We start from the raw sequence: 15,959 nt of genomic DNA on the forward strand, positions 1-15,959 counted from the left end.
ACATTAACCGGCCACCCGCACCACGCCCATATCGATCCCCAAATGCACCAGTTCGGCATGGGAACTGACCTGCAGCTTGCTCTTGAGCAGCGTCAGGTGGTTGGACACGGTCTTGGCGCTGATGCACAGCTGCTCGGCGATGGTCCGGGCCGGGGTGCCCTTGGCGAGCATGACGAAAATCTCCAATTCCCGTTGGGTCATGCATTGCAGGCGCGGGTCGGCATCGTGTCGGGAGCTGGCGCAGGCCAGTTGCGTGGCCAGGGATTGTTCGATGTAGGCATGCCCGGCCAGCACCCGGCGCACCGCCTCCACCAGCACCGGGGGCGCCGAGTTCTTGGTCAGGTAGCCCGCCGCACCCGCATCCAGCGCCTGGCGCACCAGCGGCAGTTCGTCGTGCATGCTGAAGAACAACACCCGCAGTTGCGGCAGTCGCTGGCGCAGCCGCCGGGTGGTTTCCAAGCCACTGATCCCGGGCAAGCCGAAGTCCATGATCACCAGATGAGGCACCTGCTCCTGCACCTGGCTCAGCGCCTCTTCACCCGTGGCTGCTTCGCGGACCCGCAGGTCCGGCATCAGTACCTGCAACAAGCTGGCATAGCCCTGCCGCACCACCGCATGGTCATCCACCAACAAAATGTTCATCACGCCTCCCAGGCAATATTCAAGGCCAGCGCCCAACCGGCACCGGGCTGGCTGATGACGCGCAACTCACCGCCAAGGCTGCGTGCCCGTTCGGCCATCGAGTGCAGGCCCACGCCCGCACGCGGTGGTTGCGGCGCGCCGCGACCGTTGTCGCGCACCAGCAAGCGCAAGCGTCCGGCGCGATGTTGCAGGCGAATCCGTACCTGCGTGGCACCGGCATGTCGGGCAACATTGGTCAACGCTTCCTGCAACAACCGATACAGATGGGTCTTGTCGGGCCCCGACATGGGCGGCAGGGCTGTATCGATCCGCAACTGGCAGGCGATGCCCTGGGTTGCCTGCCATCGCCCGGCCAACACCTCGATGGCTTCACATAACGGCAGGTGCTGTAACACCACCGGGTACAAGTCATGCACCAGCGCCCGGAACCCCTGCTGCAAATGCTCGCAATGGTCTTCAAGCTGGCTGACGGTCTGTTCCAGCGTCGGCGGTTGATCCATCACCAGCCGCAGCAGGCAGGCACGGGCACGAATACCGGCCACGTATTGCCCCAGGTCGTCGTGCAGGGTCTGGGCCAACCGGGTGCGCTCCTGCTCCTGCACCGCCAGCAAGGCCTGGGTGAGCCGGGCGTTATCGGCCTGGGCCTCGGCCAAGGCAGCGGTCATGCGATTGAAATGCCCCGCCAGTTGCTGCGTCTCCGGCACACCTTCAGTGCCCAGGCGCACCTGCAGGTTTCCCGCAGACACCTGGCGCAGCGCTTGCAGTAGCTCGTCGAGCAAGCGCATGCCACGGCGTACGGCCCAGCGGATCACCAACAGGCTGAGCAACAGCGCCAAGGCGCAGACGTACAACAATTGCACCAATGAATCGAGGATTTCGTCGATTTCATCCCGTGGATCGACGGCAATCCACGCCCGTCGACCGCCGGGCAAATCCACCACCTGGGCCGCCGGGCCGTCGTCCAGCAGCCGGCGGCCGAGCCAGGCCTTCACCCCTTCCTCATCCGCCGGGAACAACTCGCCGGGAACCAACCAACGGACCCGCACATGACGCAGACTGCCGGTCAACCGTGGCTGGAGACTGGCCGGGTCGCGCTCGGCGGTTTCGCGCAGGTAATGCACCACCGACTCGGCCGATTGCAATTCGCGTTTCACATCGGCCGTGGCCTGGTGCAGCAGCAGGACGGCACAGGCCAGGGTTACCAGGGCGAAGAAGGCGCAAACCCAGAGGTTGATTCGCCAGAGGGCTGACATGTTCAGTGGCCCATTTCCGGAATGAACTCGCAATTCATATGCACGCCACAGATCCCTTGTGGGAGCGGGCTTGCTCGCGAAAGCGGTGGATCAGTTAGCATAGGTGTCGACAGTACGGCCCCCTTCGCGAGCAAGCCCGCTCCCACAGGGGGTTGTGGGTGTTTATAGGGTTCAGGCAACCGATCCACCCCGACCAAACTCAGGATCAACAGGAACGGCAGCAGCAGCGCTTTGAGAATCCGCATGGTCTGTCCACTCCTGGTCAATGACGATTGCCTTGCATCCTAAAACCCCGGCCGCCAAGGTGAGTTACTACCTTGGTACTGCCCCGGCGGTACTTTCTGCATATTTCCCCTTGGCCGTGGCCTTCCTATGCTGGCGCTACCCGCAATGGAGGACGTCATGCGCCGGCTCGTCAGTTACGCCCTGGTTTTTCTGCTGGCAGCGACAACCGCTCACGCCGGCGATGCCGCGCCGTTGCAAGTGCGTATCGGCTACCTGGGTTATCGCCCCGACCCGGGCCCGCTGCTCTCCAATGTCATCGCCGAACCGGCCGATGCCGGCTTGCGCGGCGCTGAGCTGGCGATCGTCGACAGCAACAGCACCGGACGCTTCCTCAAGCACGACTACCGGCTGGAAAGCGCAAGCGTCGACACGCCCGAAGCCCTGCTCCAAGCCGCCCGAACCCAACACGACCAGGGCCTGCGGTTGTTCGTGGTCAACGCACCGGCCAGCAGCATGCGCGATCTCAGCGCCGCCCTGCCCGACAGCCTGCTGTTCAATGCTGGCAGCCCCGACGACAGCCTGCGCACCACCGACTGCCTGGGCAACGTGCTGCACAGCCTGCCCGACCGCGCCATGCTCGCCGATGCCCTCGTGCAGTTCAGCGTCGTGCGCAAATGGCAGCGGGCCTTGCTGGTCGTCGGCCAGATGCCCGAGGACCAGGCGTACGCCGCCGCATTGCGCCGGGCCATGAAACGCTTCGGCATGAAGACCGTCGCCGAGAAGGCCTGGCAGTTCGACAACGACCAGCGACGCAGCGCCCAGGCCGACATGCCGCTGTTCACCCAGACCGCCGAGTACGACGTGGTGCTGGTGGCCGACGAACGCGGCGACTTCGGTGAATACCTGCCCTACCAGACCTGGTACCCGCGCCCGGTGGCCGGCACCCAAGGGCTGACGCCCACCGGCTGGCACAAGACCGTGGAAACCTACGGCGCGGCGCAGTTGCAAAAACGCTTCGAAGCCCTGGCCGGGCGCTGGATGAACGACCGCGACTTCGCCGCCTGGATCGCCGTGCGCAGCATCGCCGCCGCCGTGAGCAAACTGCGCCAGGACGACCCGTTCGCCATCCGCCAACTGGCCCTCAGCGACCAATTGCCGCTGGACGGTTTCAAGGGTCGCAAGCTCAGCTACCGGCCATGGAACGGCCAACTGCGCCAGCCGATTCCCCTGGTCCAGCCCCGGGCCCTGGTCAGCACTTCGCCCCAGGACGGCTTCCTGCACCCTTCCAATGAAATGGACAGCCTGGGCTATGACCAGCCCGAAGTGAGCTGCCGTTACCCCTGATCGATAACAACAATAAGGAAACCGCCATGCACCGCGCCTTGATTTACCCGGCCCAGCTCCGCCCGACACGGCTATGCAAAGCCCTCGCCCTGGGCGCTGCGTTGCTCGCCGCCGGCCCCGCCGCCGCCAGCATCGCCTGGGTCTCCAACGAAAAAGACAACAGCCTGAGCCTGATCGACCTGCAGCGCCTGGAAGTCATCGACACCCTGCCGGTAGGCCAGCGTCCCCGGGGCCTGCTGCTGTCCCATGACAATCGCCTACTGTACATCTGCGCCAGCGACTCGGACCGGGTCCAGGTGATGGACGTCGCCACCCGCAAGATCATCAAGGAACTGCCGTCCGGCAAGGACCCGGAGCAGTTCGCCCTGCACCCCAACGACCGCTGGCTCTACGTGTCCAACGAAGACGATGCCCTGGTCACGGTGATCGACACCCAGACCTCCGAAGTCCTGGGCCAGATCGGCGTGGGGGTCGAGCCCGAAGGCATGGCTGTCAGCCCCGACGGCAAGTGGGCGGTCAACACCAGTGAAACCACGAACATGCTGCACTGGATCGACACCAGTACCCAGACCCTGGCCGACAACACCCTGGTGGACCAGCGCCCGCGTTTCGTCGAATTCAATCGCGACGGCACGCAGCTCTGGGCCTCGGCGGAGATCGGCGGCACCTTGACCATCCTCGACGTCGCCACGCGCCAGGTACTCAAGACCTTGACCTTCCAGATCAAAGGCGTGCACCCGGACAAGGTCCAGCCGGTGGGCATCAAGCTCAGTGCCGACGGCACGCTGGCGTTCGTCGCCCTGGGTCCGGCCAACCATGTGGCGGTGATCGACGCCAAGACCTTCGAAGTGCTGGACTACCTGTTGGTGGGCCGGCGGGTCTGGCAACTGGCGTTCACCCCAGACCAGAAGCAACTGCTGGCGACCAATGGCGTCAGCGGCGATGTCTCGGTAATCGATGTAGAGCGCCGCAAAGTCCTGAAGTCGGTGAAAGTCGGACGCTATCCATGGGGTGTGGTGGTGACGCCATGAACGCCCTGGAGGTCAGCGACCTGAGCTTCGCCTATGGCGCACGGGAAGCCCTCAAGCAGATGAGTTTCCGCCTGCCCGCTGGACGTTTCGCCGCGCTGCTGGGACCCAACGGTGCTGGTAAGTCGACGCTGATCGCCCTGCTCACCCGCCTGTACGACCTGCAGCGTGGCGAGATCCGCATCGGCGGTCATTCTCTGCAAAAATCTCCGCATCCGGCCTTGCGCCAGTTGGGTGTGGTGTTCCAACAAAGTACCCTGGACCTGGACCTGAGCATCGAACAGAACCTGCGCTACCACCTGGCGCTGCATGGTTTTTCCCGACGCCAGGGCAGCGTCCGCCTCGACGCCGAACTGACTCGCCAGCACCTGATCGAGCGGCGCCATGAACGGGTGCGCGACCTCAACGGCGGCCATCGGCGCCGGGTGGAAATCGCCCGGGCCCTGCTCCACGAACCGCGCTTGTTGCTGCTGGACGAACCCAGCGTCGGCCTCGATCCGACCAGCCGCCTCGCCCTCGGCCTGCACATCCGGCAACTGTGCCGCGAGCAAGGCATCAGCGTGCTCTGGACCACTCACCTGCTGGACGAAGTGCAGCCCAGCGATGACCTGTTGATCGTGCACCAGGGCCGCGTGGTCGCCAGCGGCCAGGCCGACGCGGTAAGCCAGGAACACGGCGGCACCCTCGGTTCGGCCTTCACCCATTTGACCGCTTCGGGAGCCCGGCCATGAGCGCGTATTGGCACTGTTTCAGCGGCATCGTCATGCGCGAATGGCTGCGCTTCGCGCTGCAACGCACCCGGCTGCTCAGCGCCCTGGTCCGGCCACTGCTGTGGCTGCTGGTGTTCGCCGCCGGCTTTCGCGCGGCACTGGGCATCGCCATCATCGCCCCCTACGACACCTACATCCCCTACGAGGTATACATCGTGCCGGGGCTGGCCTGCATGATCCTGTTGTTCAACGGCATGCAGGGCTCGCTGTCGATGGTCTACGATCGGGAAATGGGCAGCATGCGCGTGCTGCTTACCAGTCCCCTGCCCCGGGCGTTCCTGCTGGCGAGCAAGTTGCTGGCGACCTCGCTGATCTCGCTGTTGCAGGTCTATGCCTTTCTCGCCATCGCCTGGCTGTACGGCATCCAACCGCCGGCCATGGGCCTGCTGCTGGCCTTGCCGGCCCTGCTGTTGGTAGCGCTGATGCTCAGTGCCCTGGGCCTGTTGTTGTCCAATGCCATCCGGCAACTGGAGAACTTCGCCGGGGTGATGAATTTCGTGATCTTCCCGATGTTCTTCCTGTCCTCGGCGCTGTACCCGCTGTGGAAAATGCAGGAAGCCAGCCCGTGGCTGTACTGGCTCTGCGCGGTCAGCCCGTTCACCCATGGCGTGGAGTTGGTGCGTTATGCGCTGTATGAGCAGTTCAACCTGCTGGCGATGGCGGTGTGCGTGGGCTTGACCCTGGTGTTCGCGCTGTTGGCGGTGTGGACGTTCAATCCGCAGCATGCGGCGTTGCGCAAGGCCAGCTGAACTGCTCCGCACAAATCCCCCTGTGGGTGAACCTCCCTGTGGGAGCGAGCCTGCTCGCGATTGCGGTGGTTCAGCAAGTAAAAATGTGACTGGGGGACCGCTATCGCGAGCAGGCTCGCTCCCACAGAGACCGTGCATGACTTCAGGATCACACTTGTCTTAAAGACCGAAATTACTACTTTAGTACCGGTTTTCCTGTCCATGGTCGCATTCACAAGACCTCGACCCTGGCATGTAATGGGCGCATAACAAAAAGGATAAATCCTATGCCCCGTTTGCTGGCGATCCTCCTGCTGGGCCTGGCGCTGAATGTCGCGCAGGCCGAGACCGCGCTGTTTTCAGCCCAGGGCTATCGCATCGCCCAATACCGCAGCCCGACACCCGCCACCGTCGACGGCGCCCAGACCCTCGACACCCAAGCCCTGCAACGCCTGCTCGATCAAGCCCAGCCCCCGCTGCTGATCGACGTCTACCGTCGTCCATGGGTCCAGGGACGTTTCATCGACAACGAACCCCACGCCAACCTCCCCGGCAGCCTGTGGCTGGCCAATACCGGGGATGGCGATCTCGACCCGACCTGGCAGGACTACTTCAGCCATCACCTGCGCACGGCCACCGGCGGGCGGCTGGAGCGACCGCTGGTCTTTTATTGCCGCTCGGATTGCTGGCTGAGCTGGAACGCGGTAAAACGCGCCGCTGCCATGGGCTATAAGCATTTGTATTGGTATCGCGATGGCCTGGACGCCTGGGAGGCGGCGAACCTGCCCCTGCAAGCGGCCCGGCCCGAACCCCTTCCCTGAATGTGCAAGAAATGCGTGCAACTGCCCTGCCCCACACGACAATAACGAGGTGAATGGCCATGTATAAGATCCTGATAGCCGACGATCACCCACTGTTTCGCGAAGCCATCCACAACGTCATCAGCGACGGTTTTCCTGGCAGCGAGGTCATGGAGACCGCCGACCTCGACAGTGCCCTGGCGTTGACCGCCGAGCACGACGACCTGGACCTGATCCTGCTGGACCTGAACATGCCCGGCATGCATGGGCTCAATGGCCTGATCAACCTGCGCAACGAAGCACCAACGATCCCCGTGGTAATTGTTTCTGCCGAGCAGGACAAGCAAGTGGTGTTGCAGGCCATCACCTATGGCGCGGTGGGTTTCATCACCAAATCCTCGCCACGCTCGCAAATGACCGACGCCATCGAACAGATCCTCAACGGCAACGTGTACCTGCCGCCCGACATCATCCGCACGCAAAAAAGCCCGACGGGCCGCCGCCTGAACGAAACCCCGGCGTTCCCACCGGAGCTGCTCCAGGCCCTGACCCGCAAGCAACTGCTGGTGCTCGAACGCATGACCAAGGGCGAGTCGAACAAGCAGATCGCCTACACCCTGGACATCGCCGAAACCACGGTCAAGGCCCACGTCTCGGCGATCCTGCGCAAGCTCAATGTGCACAACCGGGTGCAGGCGATCCTCAGTGCCGGGGATATTGATTTCGGGGCTTATTTGCGGCGTTGATCAGCTGAACACTATAGGGACAGGTGTACACCCCCGTGGCGAGGGAGCTTGCTCCCGCTGGGCTGAAGCAGCCCCATTCTGAACAAGCCTGACACACCGAGGTGTCTGGATTTTGGGGCCGCTTCGCGCCCCAGCGGGAGCAAGCTCCCTCGCCACAAAAGCCGTTCGGTTCAATGGCCCTGGGATTGGCCTAGCAGATGACTCATCGCAATCTTGAGTTTCATCGGCCGCACCGGCTTGTGCATCAGGGTGTGGCCGCGCTCGCGGATCTGCTGCTTGAGTTCGTTGCTGTAGTTGGCGGTGATCATCATGGCCGGGATCGGTGAGGCCCGGCGGGCGTTGATCCGGGCCACGGCGTCCACACCGTTCTGATCGTGGTCCAGGTGATAATCGGCGATCAGCAGGTCGGCCTCGGCGTGGTAGTTGTCCACTTGGCGGGCCAGGTCCTGCTCCGACAACGCCGTCACCACCTGGCAACCCCAGCCCTCCAGCAAGGTGCGCATGCCGGCGCAGATCGCCGCATCGTTATCCAGCACCCAGACCCGTGCCCCCCGCAGTTTTTCCAGCATCGGCTCACTCATGTCCAGGCACGGCAACGGCTTGGGTGCGGTGGCGCTCAGTGGCACGTCGATGGCGAACATCGAGCCCTTGCCCGGCCAGGAGCGCACCTGGATCCGGTGTCCGAGGATCCCGGCGATTTTCTCGACAATCGCCAGGCCCAGGCCCAACCCACGGTCCTGGTTCGGGCGCTGGACGTCGCCGCGCTTGAATTCCTGGAATATTTCCTCCAAGCGATTCTCGGCAATGCCGATGCCGCTGTCCCAGACTTGGATCGACACGCGCTGGCGATACCTCCGGCAGCCCAGCACCACCCGACCGCTGGGGGTGTAGCGAATGGCATTGCTCAGCAGGTTGCGCAGGATCCGCGCGAGCAATTGCATGTCGCTGCGCACCAGCACCGAACAGCCGACATAGTGCAGCTCCAGCCCTTCGCTGCGGGCGATCTGGGCGTATTCGGCGGCCAGGTTGTCCAGCAACTCGCTAAGGCCGAACGGCGCGACATCGGCCTTGATCACCCCGGCGTCCAGCTTGGAAATGTCCACCAGGGTGCCCAGCAGGTTCTCGACGTCCTGCAGCGAATTGCTGACGTTGCGCACCAATTGCGCGTTGGCCACCGGCTCGCGACGTTCGAGCAGGGCACTGGTGAACAAGCGTGCGGCGTTGAGCGGTTGCAGCAGGTCATGGCTGACCGCTGCGAGAAACTTGGTCTTCGACAGGTTGGCTTGCTCAGCCTCGCGCTTGGCCTCCCGCAGGCGCAATTCCACTCGGCTGCGCTCGTCGATCTCCCGCAGCAACTGGTCGTTGAGGGTGGTCAGTTCGGCCGTGCGCTCCTGGACTCGCTGTTCCAGGTTCTGGTAAGCCTGGTGCAATGCCTCGGCGGTGCGGCGGCGTTCGGTGATGTCGCGGATCAGCACGAAGATCCCGACCACTTCGCCGTTGGCCAGGCGGTTCGGCACGTAGGAGCGCAGCATGTAGCGCTCCTGGTTGTTGATGTTGGTCTCGGCGAATTCGAAGGTGACGCTCTCGCCCGCCAATGCCCGGGCCACGTAGGCTTCCAGGCGCTGGTAATGCTGCTCGCTGTGGGCTTCACGCAGGCTCTGGCCGAGCATCACGCCACGGGGCCAGCAATACCACTGCTCATAGACCTTGTTGGTGAATTCGTAGACCAGGTCGGCGTTGAGGTAGGCGATCAGCGCCGGCACATGGTCGGTGATCAGGCGGATCCAGCGCTCGCTTTCGCTCAGTGCCTCGGCGTGCTGGTAGCGCTCGGTGATGTCAGTAAACGTGTTGACGTAGCCGCCGGTGGGCAATGGATGCGTGCGGATTTCCAAGACGCGGCCATCGGACAGGCGCTGCTCGCATTCATGGATCAACCGGCCGTTGCTGTCGCGACTGGCCGGGGTCAGCAGCTGCAGTTCACTGTCGCCGATCACTTCGTTGAAGGGCCGGTGGGCCGCCACCGGGGCCAGGCCACTGAGTTCAAGGAAGCGCCGGTTCCACAGCTCCAGCACACCTTGGGCATTGACCATCGCCACACCCTGGGACAGGTTGTCCACCGCCCGCTGCAACAGGTGGGACTTCTGCGCGATGGCCTGCTCGCGGAGCACGGTTTCGCTGAGCTTGACGTCGGTGATGTCAGTAAACAGGATCACTCGCCCGCCTTCCTGGGTCGGCCGCTCGCTGACTTGCAGCCAGCGTCCGTCCTGCAAGCGATACAACACATGCTCGTCGGCCTGGCCGCGGGGCTCTTCGCTGAACAAGCCGTTGGCGGTCATCAAGCGCTTGACCTCGGAAAGACGCATCCCGGCGATGATGCGCACCCGACTGTTGGCCCAGAAGGCCTTGAAGCGGCTGTTGAACAGGACGATGCGTTGCTGCTCGTCGAACAGCACAAACGCATCGGAGATGCTCTCGATGGCGTCGATCAGGTGCCGGTGGGCAGTTTCCGCCCGCAGTCGCGCCTCGCCCAGCAAGTGATTGCCGGCCTTGAGCTCGGCCATGGCCTGGTTCAGCGCGTCGGTGCGCTCACGCACCTGCTCGGCCAGCACCACCGAGTGCTGGAACGCCGCATAGGGGTCGTTGCCGCGGGTCACGCCGGACTCCACCCGCTCGATCAGCGCCGCGTTGATGCGCCGCAACTTGCGGTTTTCGTGTTGCAGGCTGGCGAGCTGGACCTGCAGGTCAGCGATGGCCGGGAACGCGATGTCGGGCAATGGCAACTCCGGTGAACGTCTGGTTGATGTGCATGCCATTGAACTGTTCTCCATAGGTGTTGAACCCCATCACCCGTTGTTCGCGCAGGAATTCGCCGATCTGTTCCAGGCCGCCGCGGTCTTCCAGCTCCAGGCGCCGCAGGAAGCAATCGCAGCCGATGGTCAGCAGCAAGTCGCCGAGGCGTGCCTGCAAACCGTCGAACAGTGTTTGCAGGTTGTGCAGCAAGGGACCGGGCGTCATCGCGGTGAGGACGATGCCGTTCTCCACCGCACAGTAGAAACTCAGGCTCAGGTCCGGGTGCACCTGCTGGATCGCCCGCACGTAGTACTGGTCGTTGATCCGCACCGCCAGGGGATGGGCGGCGAAGACTCGGTAGTCGAGGGCGCTCACTGGGACGCCGATGTGCCGGGCGTATTCCTCGGCGGCGGGTTCGGCGTTGAGCTCATAGACCCGGCGCGAAGCACTGTCGGCGCCGGTCACCACCAGTTTCTCGTCCCGGGGCAGGATGTGGTGGGTGGTGAAGACCTCGAACTCCAGCCAGGTGTTGATCAGCACCACCACGGCCGCGCCACTGTGGAACTGGCCTTCGAAGTAGACGTGGGTGTGGGTCAGGTAGTTGTCATCGCCGGCCGAGCCGCCGAAATGCGGGATATCCCCCAACGCGGCGCTCAAGGCCGCCAGCACCATTTCCTCGCGGCTGGACAGGCCGTCGAGCAGGGTCAGGGCGAAACTGTGGCCCTTGATCGGCGCCAAGGCGTTGCTGCGACAGCCGCTGGCCAGGCGCTCGACCATTTGCTGGGCGTCGATCAGGCTGAAGTGCTCCATTTCACCGATCAGCTCGGCGGCAATGGAAAAGTGTCGATGATCGAACCCCACCGCCGTCACGCAGTTGCGACCGTAGCCCTGGGCGGTGATTTCCCCGGCGCTGGTGCAGCCCACCAGGCGAATCCCGCCGAAACTCTGGGACAGCGCCTGGCCCAGGGCCGGCAAGTCGTATTCGGCGGAACAGAAAAACAGCACGAAACCCAGGTGCGGGTGCAACAACTGCCGCGCCAGCGCCTGGGCCACCTGCTGGACGTCGGTCGCCTGGGACATGGCGCTCACCACACCTTCGCTCTGCTGCATCATCGCCTCCGGCGGGTGCGTGATAGGAGCCCTGAGTGTACGAAGCCGCGCCGGGGCGACGAATGCTACTTGGGTAGTGGGTGGACACTTCCATGGGATGAGAAGGTGATGCGCACCGCGCGCCCTCCTCCTGGTTTGGAATACCTTTGTGGCGAGGGAGCTTGCTCCCGCTGGGGCGCGAAGCGCCCCCATGAGGCTGACGACACCAGCCCGACACACCGCGGCGCCTGGCCTTGGGGCTGCTGCGCATCCCAGCGGGAGCAAGCTCCCTCGCCACAACAGCCGTTCAGCCGTGTTTCAGGGGCTGTCGATCGTTCCCTCGCTCCTGCGTGGGAATGTCGCCAGGGACGCTCCGCGTTCCACTTCTTCAAAAACTAAACTCCCCATCCGTGAGCACACCCCGACGTCCAGCAAGATGAAGGCCGCTTTTGTGGCGAGGGAGCTTGCTCCCGCTGGGGTGCGAAGCGCCCCCATGAGGCTGACGACACCAGCCTGACACACCGCGGCGCCTGGCCTTGGGGCTGCTGCGCATCCCAGCGGGAGCAAGCTCCCTCGCCACAACAGCCGTTCAGCCGTGTTTCAGGGGCTGTCGATCGTTCCCTCGCTCCTGCGTGGGAATGTCGCCAGGGACGCTCCGCGTTCCACTTCTTCAAAAACTAAACTCCCCATCCGTGAGCACACCCCGACGTCCAGCAAGATGAAGGCCGCTTTTGTGGCGAGGGAGCTTGCTCCCGCTGGGGCGCGAAGCGCCCCCATGAGACTGACGACACCAGCCTGACACACCGCGGCGCCTGGCCTTGGGGCTGCTGCGCATCCCAGCGGGAGCAAGCTCCCTCGCCACAAAAAGCGGTTCGGTGCTGGCAATAGAGCGGTTCGGTACGCGGGCAATATCAGTGGTTCATCGGCGCCATGGCGCTCACCTGCCCCAGCAGTTTCTGGTCGATGTCTTCCAGGCGCAGCACCCGGCCGCCGCTATCGCTCGCCAGTTTTTCTGCCGCCTGGGGATCGGAGAACGAAGCCAATACCACGCCCATGGCGCCTTTGAGCCCGCTGCCAATGACGAAGTACGCAGTACGGGCGTCGATCAGATGGGCATCATCCGGCGCATCCCAATGGCTGCGCCCCATGTCGTGGACATACAGCTTGACGTCGGCCCGATGGTTTTCCGGCTGCAACCACCAACCCAGCATTTCCGCCGGCGAGCAGAACTTCTTCACGCCTCCTGTCCCGACCGCCGCGCCCTTGGGCCCGGGAAAGTCAGTGATGACCATGCCGCACACATGGCACTCATCACTGGAATGGAACGCCAGCGCCGCCTCGCTGGCCGCAAGTGGCTCGGCCTTGTCGCACGCCGCCAACGCCAGGCACATCAATAACCCGGCCAAGAGGCGGCCCGTCTTCAAAGACACTCTATTCATCGTTGCATGCTCCCTTGATCAAGATCAGACATTCACGGGCACCGGCGATTGAACAACCGATAGGCCAGCCACAACGGGATTGCCATCCACAGGCCCAGGCACAACCAGAGCAAAGGCGCCGACACCGGCAAATCGCTGCCCAGGGTCAACACCGCGGCACCGCTGGAAGCCGCATCGAACCCAGTTAGGTTGATCAGCCGATACACGTCCGTAGGATTGAACAGCAGCAACCATGGCAGCAGCTCCGGGCTGAACCGCCCCTCGCTCAGCACCAGCAGCGCCAGCAAGGCCAGGTCGAACACCAGCACGAAGAAAAACCACACCCCGAGCGCCAATCCGGCGGCGGTGGATTTCTCTGCCGACACGCTGCTCAGCACATAGGCCAGCCCGAGGAACACCCAGCCCAGCAGCGTGCTGGACAACATGAACCGGCCGAAGGCCCAGAGCAGCAGGCTCAACTGAACATCGTCCACCAACAGAGCGATGGCCAGCATCGCGCAGCCAAAGCCGATGAAGGTGGCCAGGGCCAGGATCAAGCCGTGCCCGACAAACTTGCCCAGCAGCAATTGACCGCGCCCCAACGGGTAGGTCAGCAACAGCAGCAGCGTGCCGTTCTCGTCCTCGCCGACAATCGCGTCGTAGGCCAGCAGCAAGGCAATCAGCGGCATCAGGAACGTCGCCAGGCTGGACAGGCTCGCCACCGTGGCGGGCACCGAGGTAAACCCCAACTGACCGGATGCCGCCGCGCCGAGCCAGGCGATGCCGATCGCCAACACCGCGAACAACAGGCTGATCGCCAACAACCAGCGATTGCGCAGGCCATCGCTGAATTCCTTGCGGGCCATGTTCCAGACCGGGTTCATAGGCTGGCCTCCTCGGCGGCGGCACAGACCATGTAATGACGGTACAGATCCTCCAGGGACGGCGGCTTGATCTCGACATCCGTCGGGTCGTCCTGGGCCAGCAACTGGCGCAGCAATTTCAGTTTGCTGCCGTCCGGCGCGGACACCTGCACCCCTTCCGCGCCCCAGCCCTGGGTGGCATGCCCTTCGCTGCGCCAATGCTGGCGAAGCCAGTCGGCCCGTGACAGGCCCGAGGCGCGGATCAGCGTCGGCAGCCCGGCGTCCTCCCGCAGCCGGGCCAGGCTGCCCAGGGCCAACAGCCGACCCCGGGTAAGAATCGCGGCGCGGTTGATGTGCGCTTCCACCCCCGGCAACACGTGCGAGCAGAGAATGATGCTGGTGCCCTGCCAACGCAGGCGGTCGAGCAGTTGATAGAGGTCCTGGGTGGCGATGGGGTCCAGGCCCACGGTCGGTTCGTCCAGCAATAACAAACGCGGCTGGCCGAGCAGCGCCTGGGCCAGGCCGAGGCGCTGGCGCATGCCCTTGGAATAGGTCCTCACGCGCCGCCTGGCGGCGCTCGCCAGCCCCACTTCCTCCAGCAGACGCTCCACCTGCTCCGGTGCCGCGCCTTTGAGCCGGGCGAAATGGCGCAAGGTTTCCAGCCCGCTCAACTGCGGGTAGAACATCACGTTCTCGGGCAGATAACCGAGCATCTGCCGCACACTCGGGTCGCTGGGTGCGCGACCGAAGACACGCACCTCCCCCTCGCTGGCCCGCAGCAAACCGAGGATCAACTTCATGGTGGTGGTCTTGCCCGCACCGTTGTGCCCGAACAACCCGAGCACCTCGCCTTGGGCCAGGGTCAAGTCCAGCCCGCGCAGCACGGCGACATTGCCATAACGCTGGCTGACCCCTTCGATCTCGACGACGTTCAAGACGCGTTCTCCTGGGCACTGTTGCGTGGTGGGGGCTGGACAGGGGTTTCCATCAGCGGATGGCTGTCCATCACCCCGGGAGATTTCATCACCGGGAAGGCCCGCTGCACCCAGCGCAGCAGTTCGATCCCCGGACTGTTCATCAACAACCGCACCTGGGGATACAGCCACAGCAGGCGATCGACGTTGTCGTTGGGTTCATAGGCCACATCCCCCAGGCCGTCGCCGTTGCGATCCCAACCCAGGTAATCGCTCCAATAATTGCCGCGCCCGTCCGCCGACCACTCCTGCAACCGCGTGGCCACGTATTTGACCTGGCGCTGGTTGTGGACGAAGGCATTGCCGGCGATGCGGTTGTCCTCCGAGCCGGCCGTCAGGTGGATGCCCACGGCGCTGCGCTCGAAATGGTTGCCTTCGATGCGGTTGAACAACGAGTTGTAGATGAACAGGGCCTTGCCCTCGGCGCCGCTGATCATGGTGTCGCCGGTGGACCCGTCGCGCACGTCGCTGACGAAGTTGTCGCGCAGGGTGGAATAAGTGATGTAGTTCATCAGGATCCCGTAGTTCTGGTCCTGTTCGGAGCGATTGCCGATCACCGTCAATTGGCGGCTTTGCATCAAGGCATAACCGGTGCGGGTACGCCGGGTGACGTTGTCCAGCAGGCGGTTATCGTTGGCGAACATGTAATGCACGCCGTAGCGCAGATCCTCCAGCGTATTGCCCTGGAGCAGGTTGCCATTGGAGGTGTCGATGTAGATGCCGTCACGGGTTTCGCGCACCTGATTACCGATAACCCGGGCGCCGTGCACCGCATACAAATGGATGCCGTTGCCTCGGTCCTGGGAGCGCAGGCTGGGGTCGCCCTGGATGCGGTTGTCGATCAGGCTGACGTCCCGCGTGCCATCGACCCAGATACCGAAGCCCTGGCCTTGCATCCGATTGCCGCGCACCACGGCGCCTGTTGCCCCGGGCTGGATGAACACGGCGGCGTTCATGGCCGTGAGGTCGTGGCCCCAGTCCAGGAAGGTGCAGCCCTGGACCTGCACGTTCGGCGCGCGAATGATCAAGCCATTGCCCTCGCCTTGCGCCTCGAATACCGCCTCTGGCGCGCAAGTGAGCGTCATCGGCTGATCGATACTGAACGAGCCTTGATAGTGCCCCGCAGGCAGGCGCCAATGCTGCTCGCCCTCAGCCTGCAAAGGCAGATTCGTCATCGGTTGCGGCGCGCCGAACGCACCGCCCGACAGCAGGCAGGACACCAGGGCAATGACCGGTCGACGAACGTTTGCATGCTGCGTTTTCCCGGTCATTGCGCCTGTCTCCTTGAT

At 64.0% G+C, this 15,959-nt stretch carries 14 protein-coding genes; 6 read left to right on the top strand and 8 right to left on the bottom strand.

Features of this window, described 5'->3' with window-relative positions; all coding sequences use genetic code 11:
• Positions 1–3 precede the first annotated feature (3 nt).
• Together M1D99_RS17625 and M1D99_RS17630 are read right to left on the bottom strand one after the other, a co-directional pair.
• Positions 4–642 carry a response regulator gene (locus M1D99_RS17625; protein WP_434570718.1) on the bottom strand — a complete coding sequence of 213 codons (639 nt, stop codon included), beginning with the start codon at positions 640–642 and terminating at the stop codon, positions 4–6.
• Positions 642–1,895 (bottom strand): HAMP domain-containing sensor histidine kinase, encoded by a 1,254-nt coding sequence (locus M1D99_RS17630; protein WP_458130517.1) that lies wholly within the window; start codon positions 1,893–1,895, stop codon positions 642–644. Before M1D99_RS17630 ends, M1D99_RS17625 begins: the two co-directional genes overlap by 1 nt.
• Before the next feature lie 402 nt (positions 1,896–2,297).
• Between M1D99_RS17630 and M1D99_RS17635 the strand changes: the two genes are divergently transcribed.
• The 6 genes from M1D99_RS17635 (at position 2,298) to M1D99_RS17660 (ending at position 7,536) form a co-directional block, all read left to right on the top strand.
• Positions 2,298–3,464: an ABC transporter substrate-binding protein gene (locus tag M1D99_RS17635; protein ID WP_434570721.1), complete on the top strand. Its 1,167-nt coding sequence runs from the start codon at positions 2,298–2,300 to the stop codon at positions 3,462–3,464.
• 26 nt (positions 3,465–3,490) lie between these two features.
• Positions 3,491–4,495 (top strand): YVTN family beta-propeller repeat protein, encoded by a 1,005-nt coding sequence (locus M1D99_RS17640; RefSeq protein ID WP_458130518.1) that lies wholly within the window; start codon positions 3,491–3,493, stop codon positions 4,493–4,495.
• Positions 4,492–5,223 (top strand): ABC transporter ATP-binding protein, encoded by a 732-nt coding sequence (locus M1D99_RS17645; RefSeq protein ID WP_458130519.1) that lies wholly within the window; start codon positions 4,492–4,494, stop codon positions 5,221–5,223. The genes M1D99_RS17640 and M1D99_RS17645 overlap by 4 nt, the downstream gene beginning before the upstream one ends.
• On the top strand, positions 5,220–6,011 hold the full coding sequence (locus M1D99_RS17650) for an ABC transporter permease (protein ID WP_458130520.1): 792 nt from the start codon (positions 5,220–5,222) through the stop codon (positions 6,009–6,011). The genes M1D99_RS17645 and M1D99_RS17650 overlap by 4 nt, the downstream gene beginning before the upstream one ends.
• A 266-nt stretch (positions 6,012–6,277) precedes the next feature.
• On the top strand, positions 6,278–6,811 hold the full coding sequence (locus tag M1D99_RS17655) for a PQQ-dependent catabolism-associated CXXCW motif protein (protein ID WP_458130521.1): 534 nt from the start codon (positions 6,278–6,280) through the stop codon (positions 6,809–6,811).
• A gap of 59 nt (positions 6,812–6,870) precedes the next feature.
• Positions 6,871–7,536, top strand: a complete 666-nt coding sequence (locus M1D99_RS17660; RefSeq protein WP_186731030.1) for a response regulator transcription factor — start codon at positions 6,871–6,873, stop codon at positions 7,534–7,536.
• Positions 7,537–7,706: 170 nt separating this feature from the next.
• Here M1D99_RS17660 and nahK read toward each other — a convergent pair whose 3' ends face one another.
• From nahK to M1D99_RS17690, 6 genes are all read right to left on the bottom strand, one after another.
• Positions 7,707–10,349 (bottom strand): hybrid sensor histidine kinase/response regulator NahK/ErcS', encoded by a 2,643-nt coding sequence (gene nahK / locus M1D99_RS17665; protein WP_434570731.1) that lies wholly within the window; start codon positions 10,347–10,349, stop codon positions 7,707–7,709.
• Positions 10,279–11,436 carry a nitric oxide-sensing protein NosP gene (nosP, locus tag M1D99_RS17670; protein WP_411384821.1) on the bottom strand — a complete coding sequence of 386 codons (1,158 nt, stop codon included), beginning with the start codon at positions 11,434–11,436 and terminating at the stop codon, positions 10,279–10,281. Before nosP ends, nahK begins: the two co-directional genes overlap by 71 nt.
• A gap of 890 nt (positions 11,437–12,326) precedes the next feature.
• Positions 12,327–12,854 (bottom strand): nitrous oxide reductase accessory protein NosL, encoded by a 528-nt coding sequence (locus M1D99_RS17675; protein ID WP_458130522.1) that lies wholly within the window; start codon positions 12,852–12,854, stop codon positions 12,327–12,329.
• A 32-nt stretch (positions 12,855–12,886) separates the two neighbouring features.
• A complete protein-coding gene (locus tag M1D99_RS17680; protein ID WP_434570735.1) occupies positions 12,887–13,717 on the bottom strand; it encodes an ABC transporter permease in 831 nt (276 codons plus the stop codon).
• Positions 13,714–14,631: an ABC transporter ATP-binding protein gene (locus M1D99_RS17685; RefSeq protein ID WP_434570737.1), complete on the bottom strand. Its 918-nt coding sequence runs from the start codon at positions 14,629–14,631 to the stop codon at positions 13,714–13,716. The genes M1D99_RS17680 and M1D99_RS17685 overlap by 4 nt, the downstream gene beginning before the upstream one ends.
• Positions 14,628–15,941 carry a nitrous oxide reductase family maturation protein NosD gene (locus M1D99_RS17690; protein WP_458130523.1) on the bottom strand — a complete coding sequence of 438 codons (1,314 nt, stop codon included), beginning with the start codon at positions 15,939–15,941 and terminating at the stop codon, positions 14,628–14,630. Before M1D99_RS17690 ends, M1D99_RS17685 begins: the two co-directional genes overlap by 4 nt.
• Between the last annotated feature and the right edge of the window lie 18 nt (positions 15,942–15,959).

It is taken from the genome of Pseudomonas sp. R3-41 (genome assembly GCF_054161485.1).

Coding starts and splice junctions, on each gene's coding strand:
- M1D99_RS17625 (WP_434570718.1), bottom strand. CDS start 642: ATGAACATTTTGTTGGTGGATGACCATGCGGTGGTGCGGCAGGGCTAT.
- M1D99_RS17630 (WP_458130517.1), bottom strand. CDS start 1,895: ATGTCAGCCCTCTGGCGAATCAACCTCTGGGTTTGCGCCTTCTTCGCC.
- M1D99_RS17635 (WP_434570721.1), top strand. CDS start 2,298: ATGCGCCGGCTCGTCAGTTACGCCCTGGTTTTTCTGCTGGCAGCGACA.
- M1D99_RS17640 (WP_458130518.1), top strand. CDS start 3,491: ATGCACCGCGCCTTGATTTACCCGGCCCAGCTCCGCCCGACACGGCTA.
- M1D99_RS17645 (WP_458130519.1), top strand. CDS start 4,492: ATGAACGCCCTGGAGGTCAGCGACCTGAGCTTCGCCTATGGCGCACGG.
- M1D99_RS17650 (WP_458130520.1), top strand. CDS start 5,220: ATGAGCGCGTATTGGCACTGTTTCAGCGGCATCGTCATGCGCGAATGG.
- M1D99_RS17655 (WP_458130521.1), top strand. CDS start 6,278: ATGCCCCGTTTGCTGGCGATCCTCCTGCTGGGCCTGGCGCTGAATGTC.
- M1D99_RS17660 (WP_186731030.1), top strand. CDS start 6,871: ATGTATAAGATCCTGATAGCCGACGATCACCCACTGTTTCGCGAAGCC.
- nahK (WP_434570731.1), bottom strand. CDS start 10,349: ATGGCATGCACATCAACCAGACGTTCACCGGAGTTGCCATTGCCCGAC.
- nosP (WP_411384821.1), bottom strand. CDS start 11,436: ATGCAGCAGAGCGAAGGTGTGGTGAGCGCCATGTCCCAGGCGACCGAC.
- M1D99_RS17675 (WP_458130522.1), bottom strand. CDS start 12,854: ATGAATAGAGTGTCTTTGAAGACGGGCCGCCTCTTGGCCGGGTTATTG.
- M1D99_RS17680 (WP_434570735.1), bottom strand. CDS start 13,717: ATGAACCCGGTCTGGAACATGGCCCGCAAGGAATTCAGCGATGGCCTG.
- M1D99_RS17690 (WP_458130523.1), bottom strand. CDS start 15,941: ATGACCGGGAAAACGCAGCATGCAAACGTTCGTCGACCGGTCATTGCC.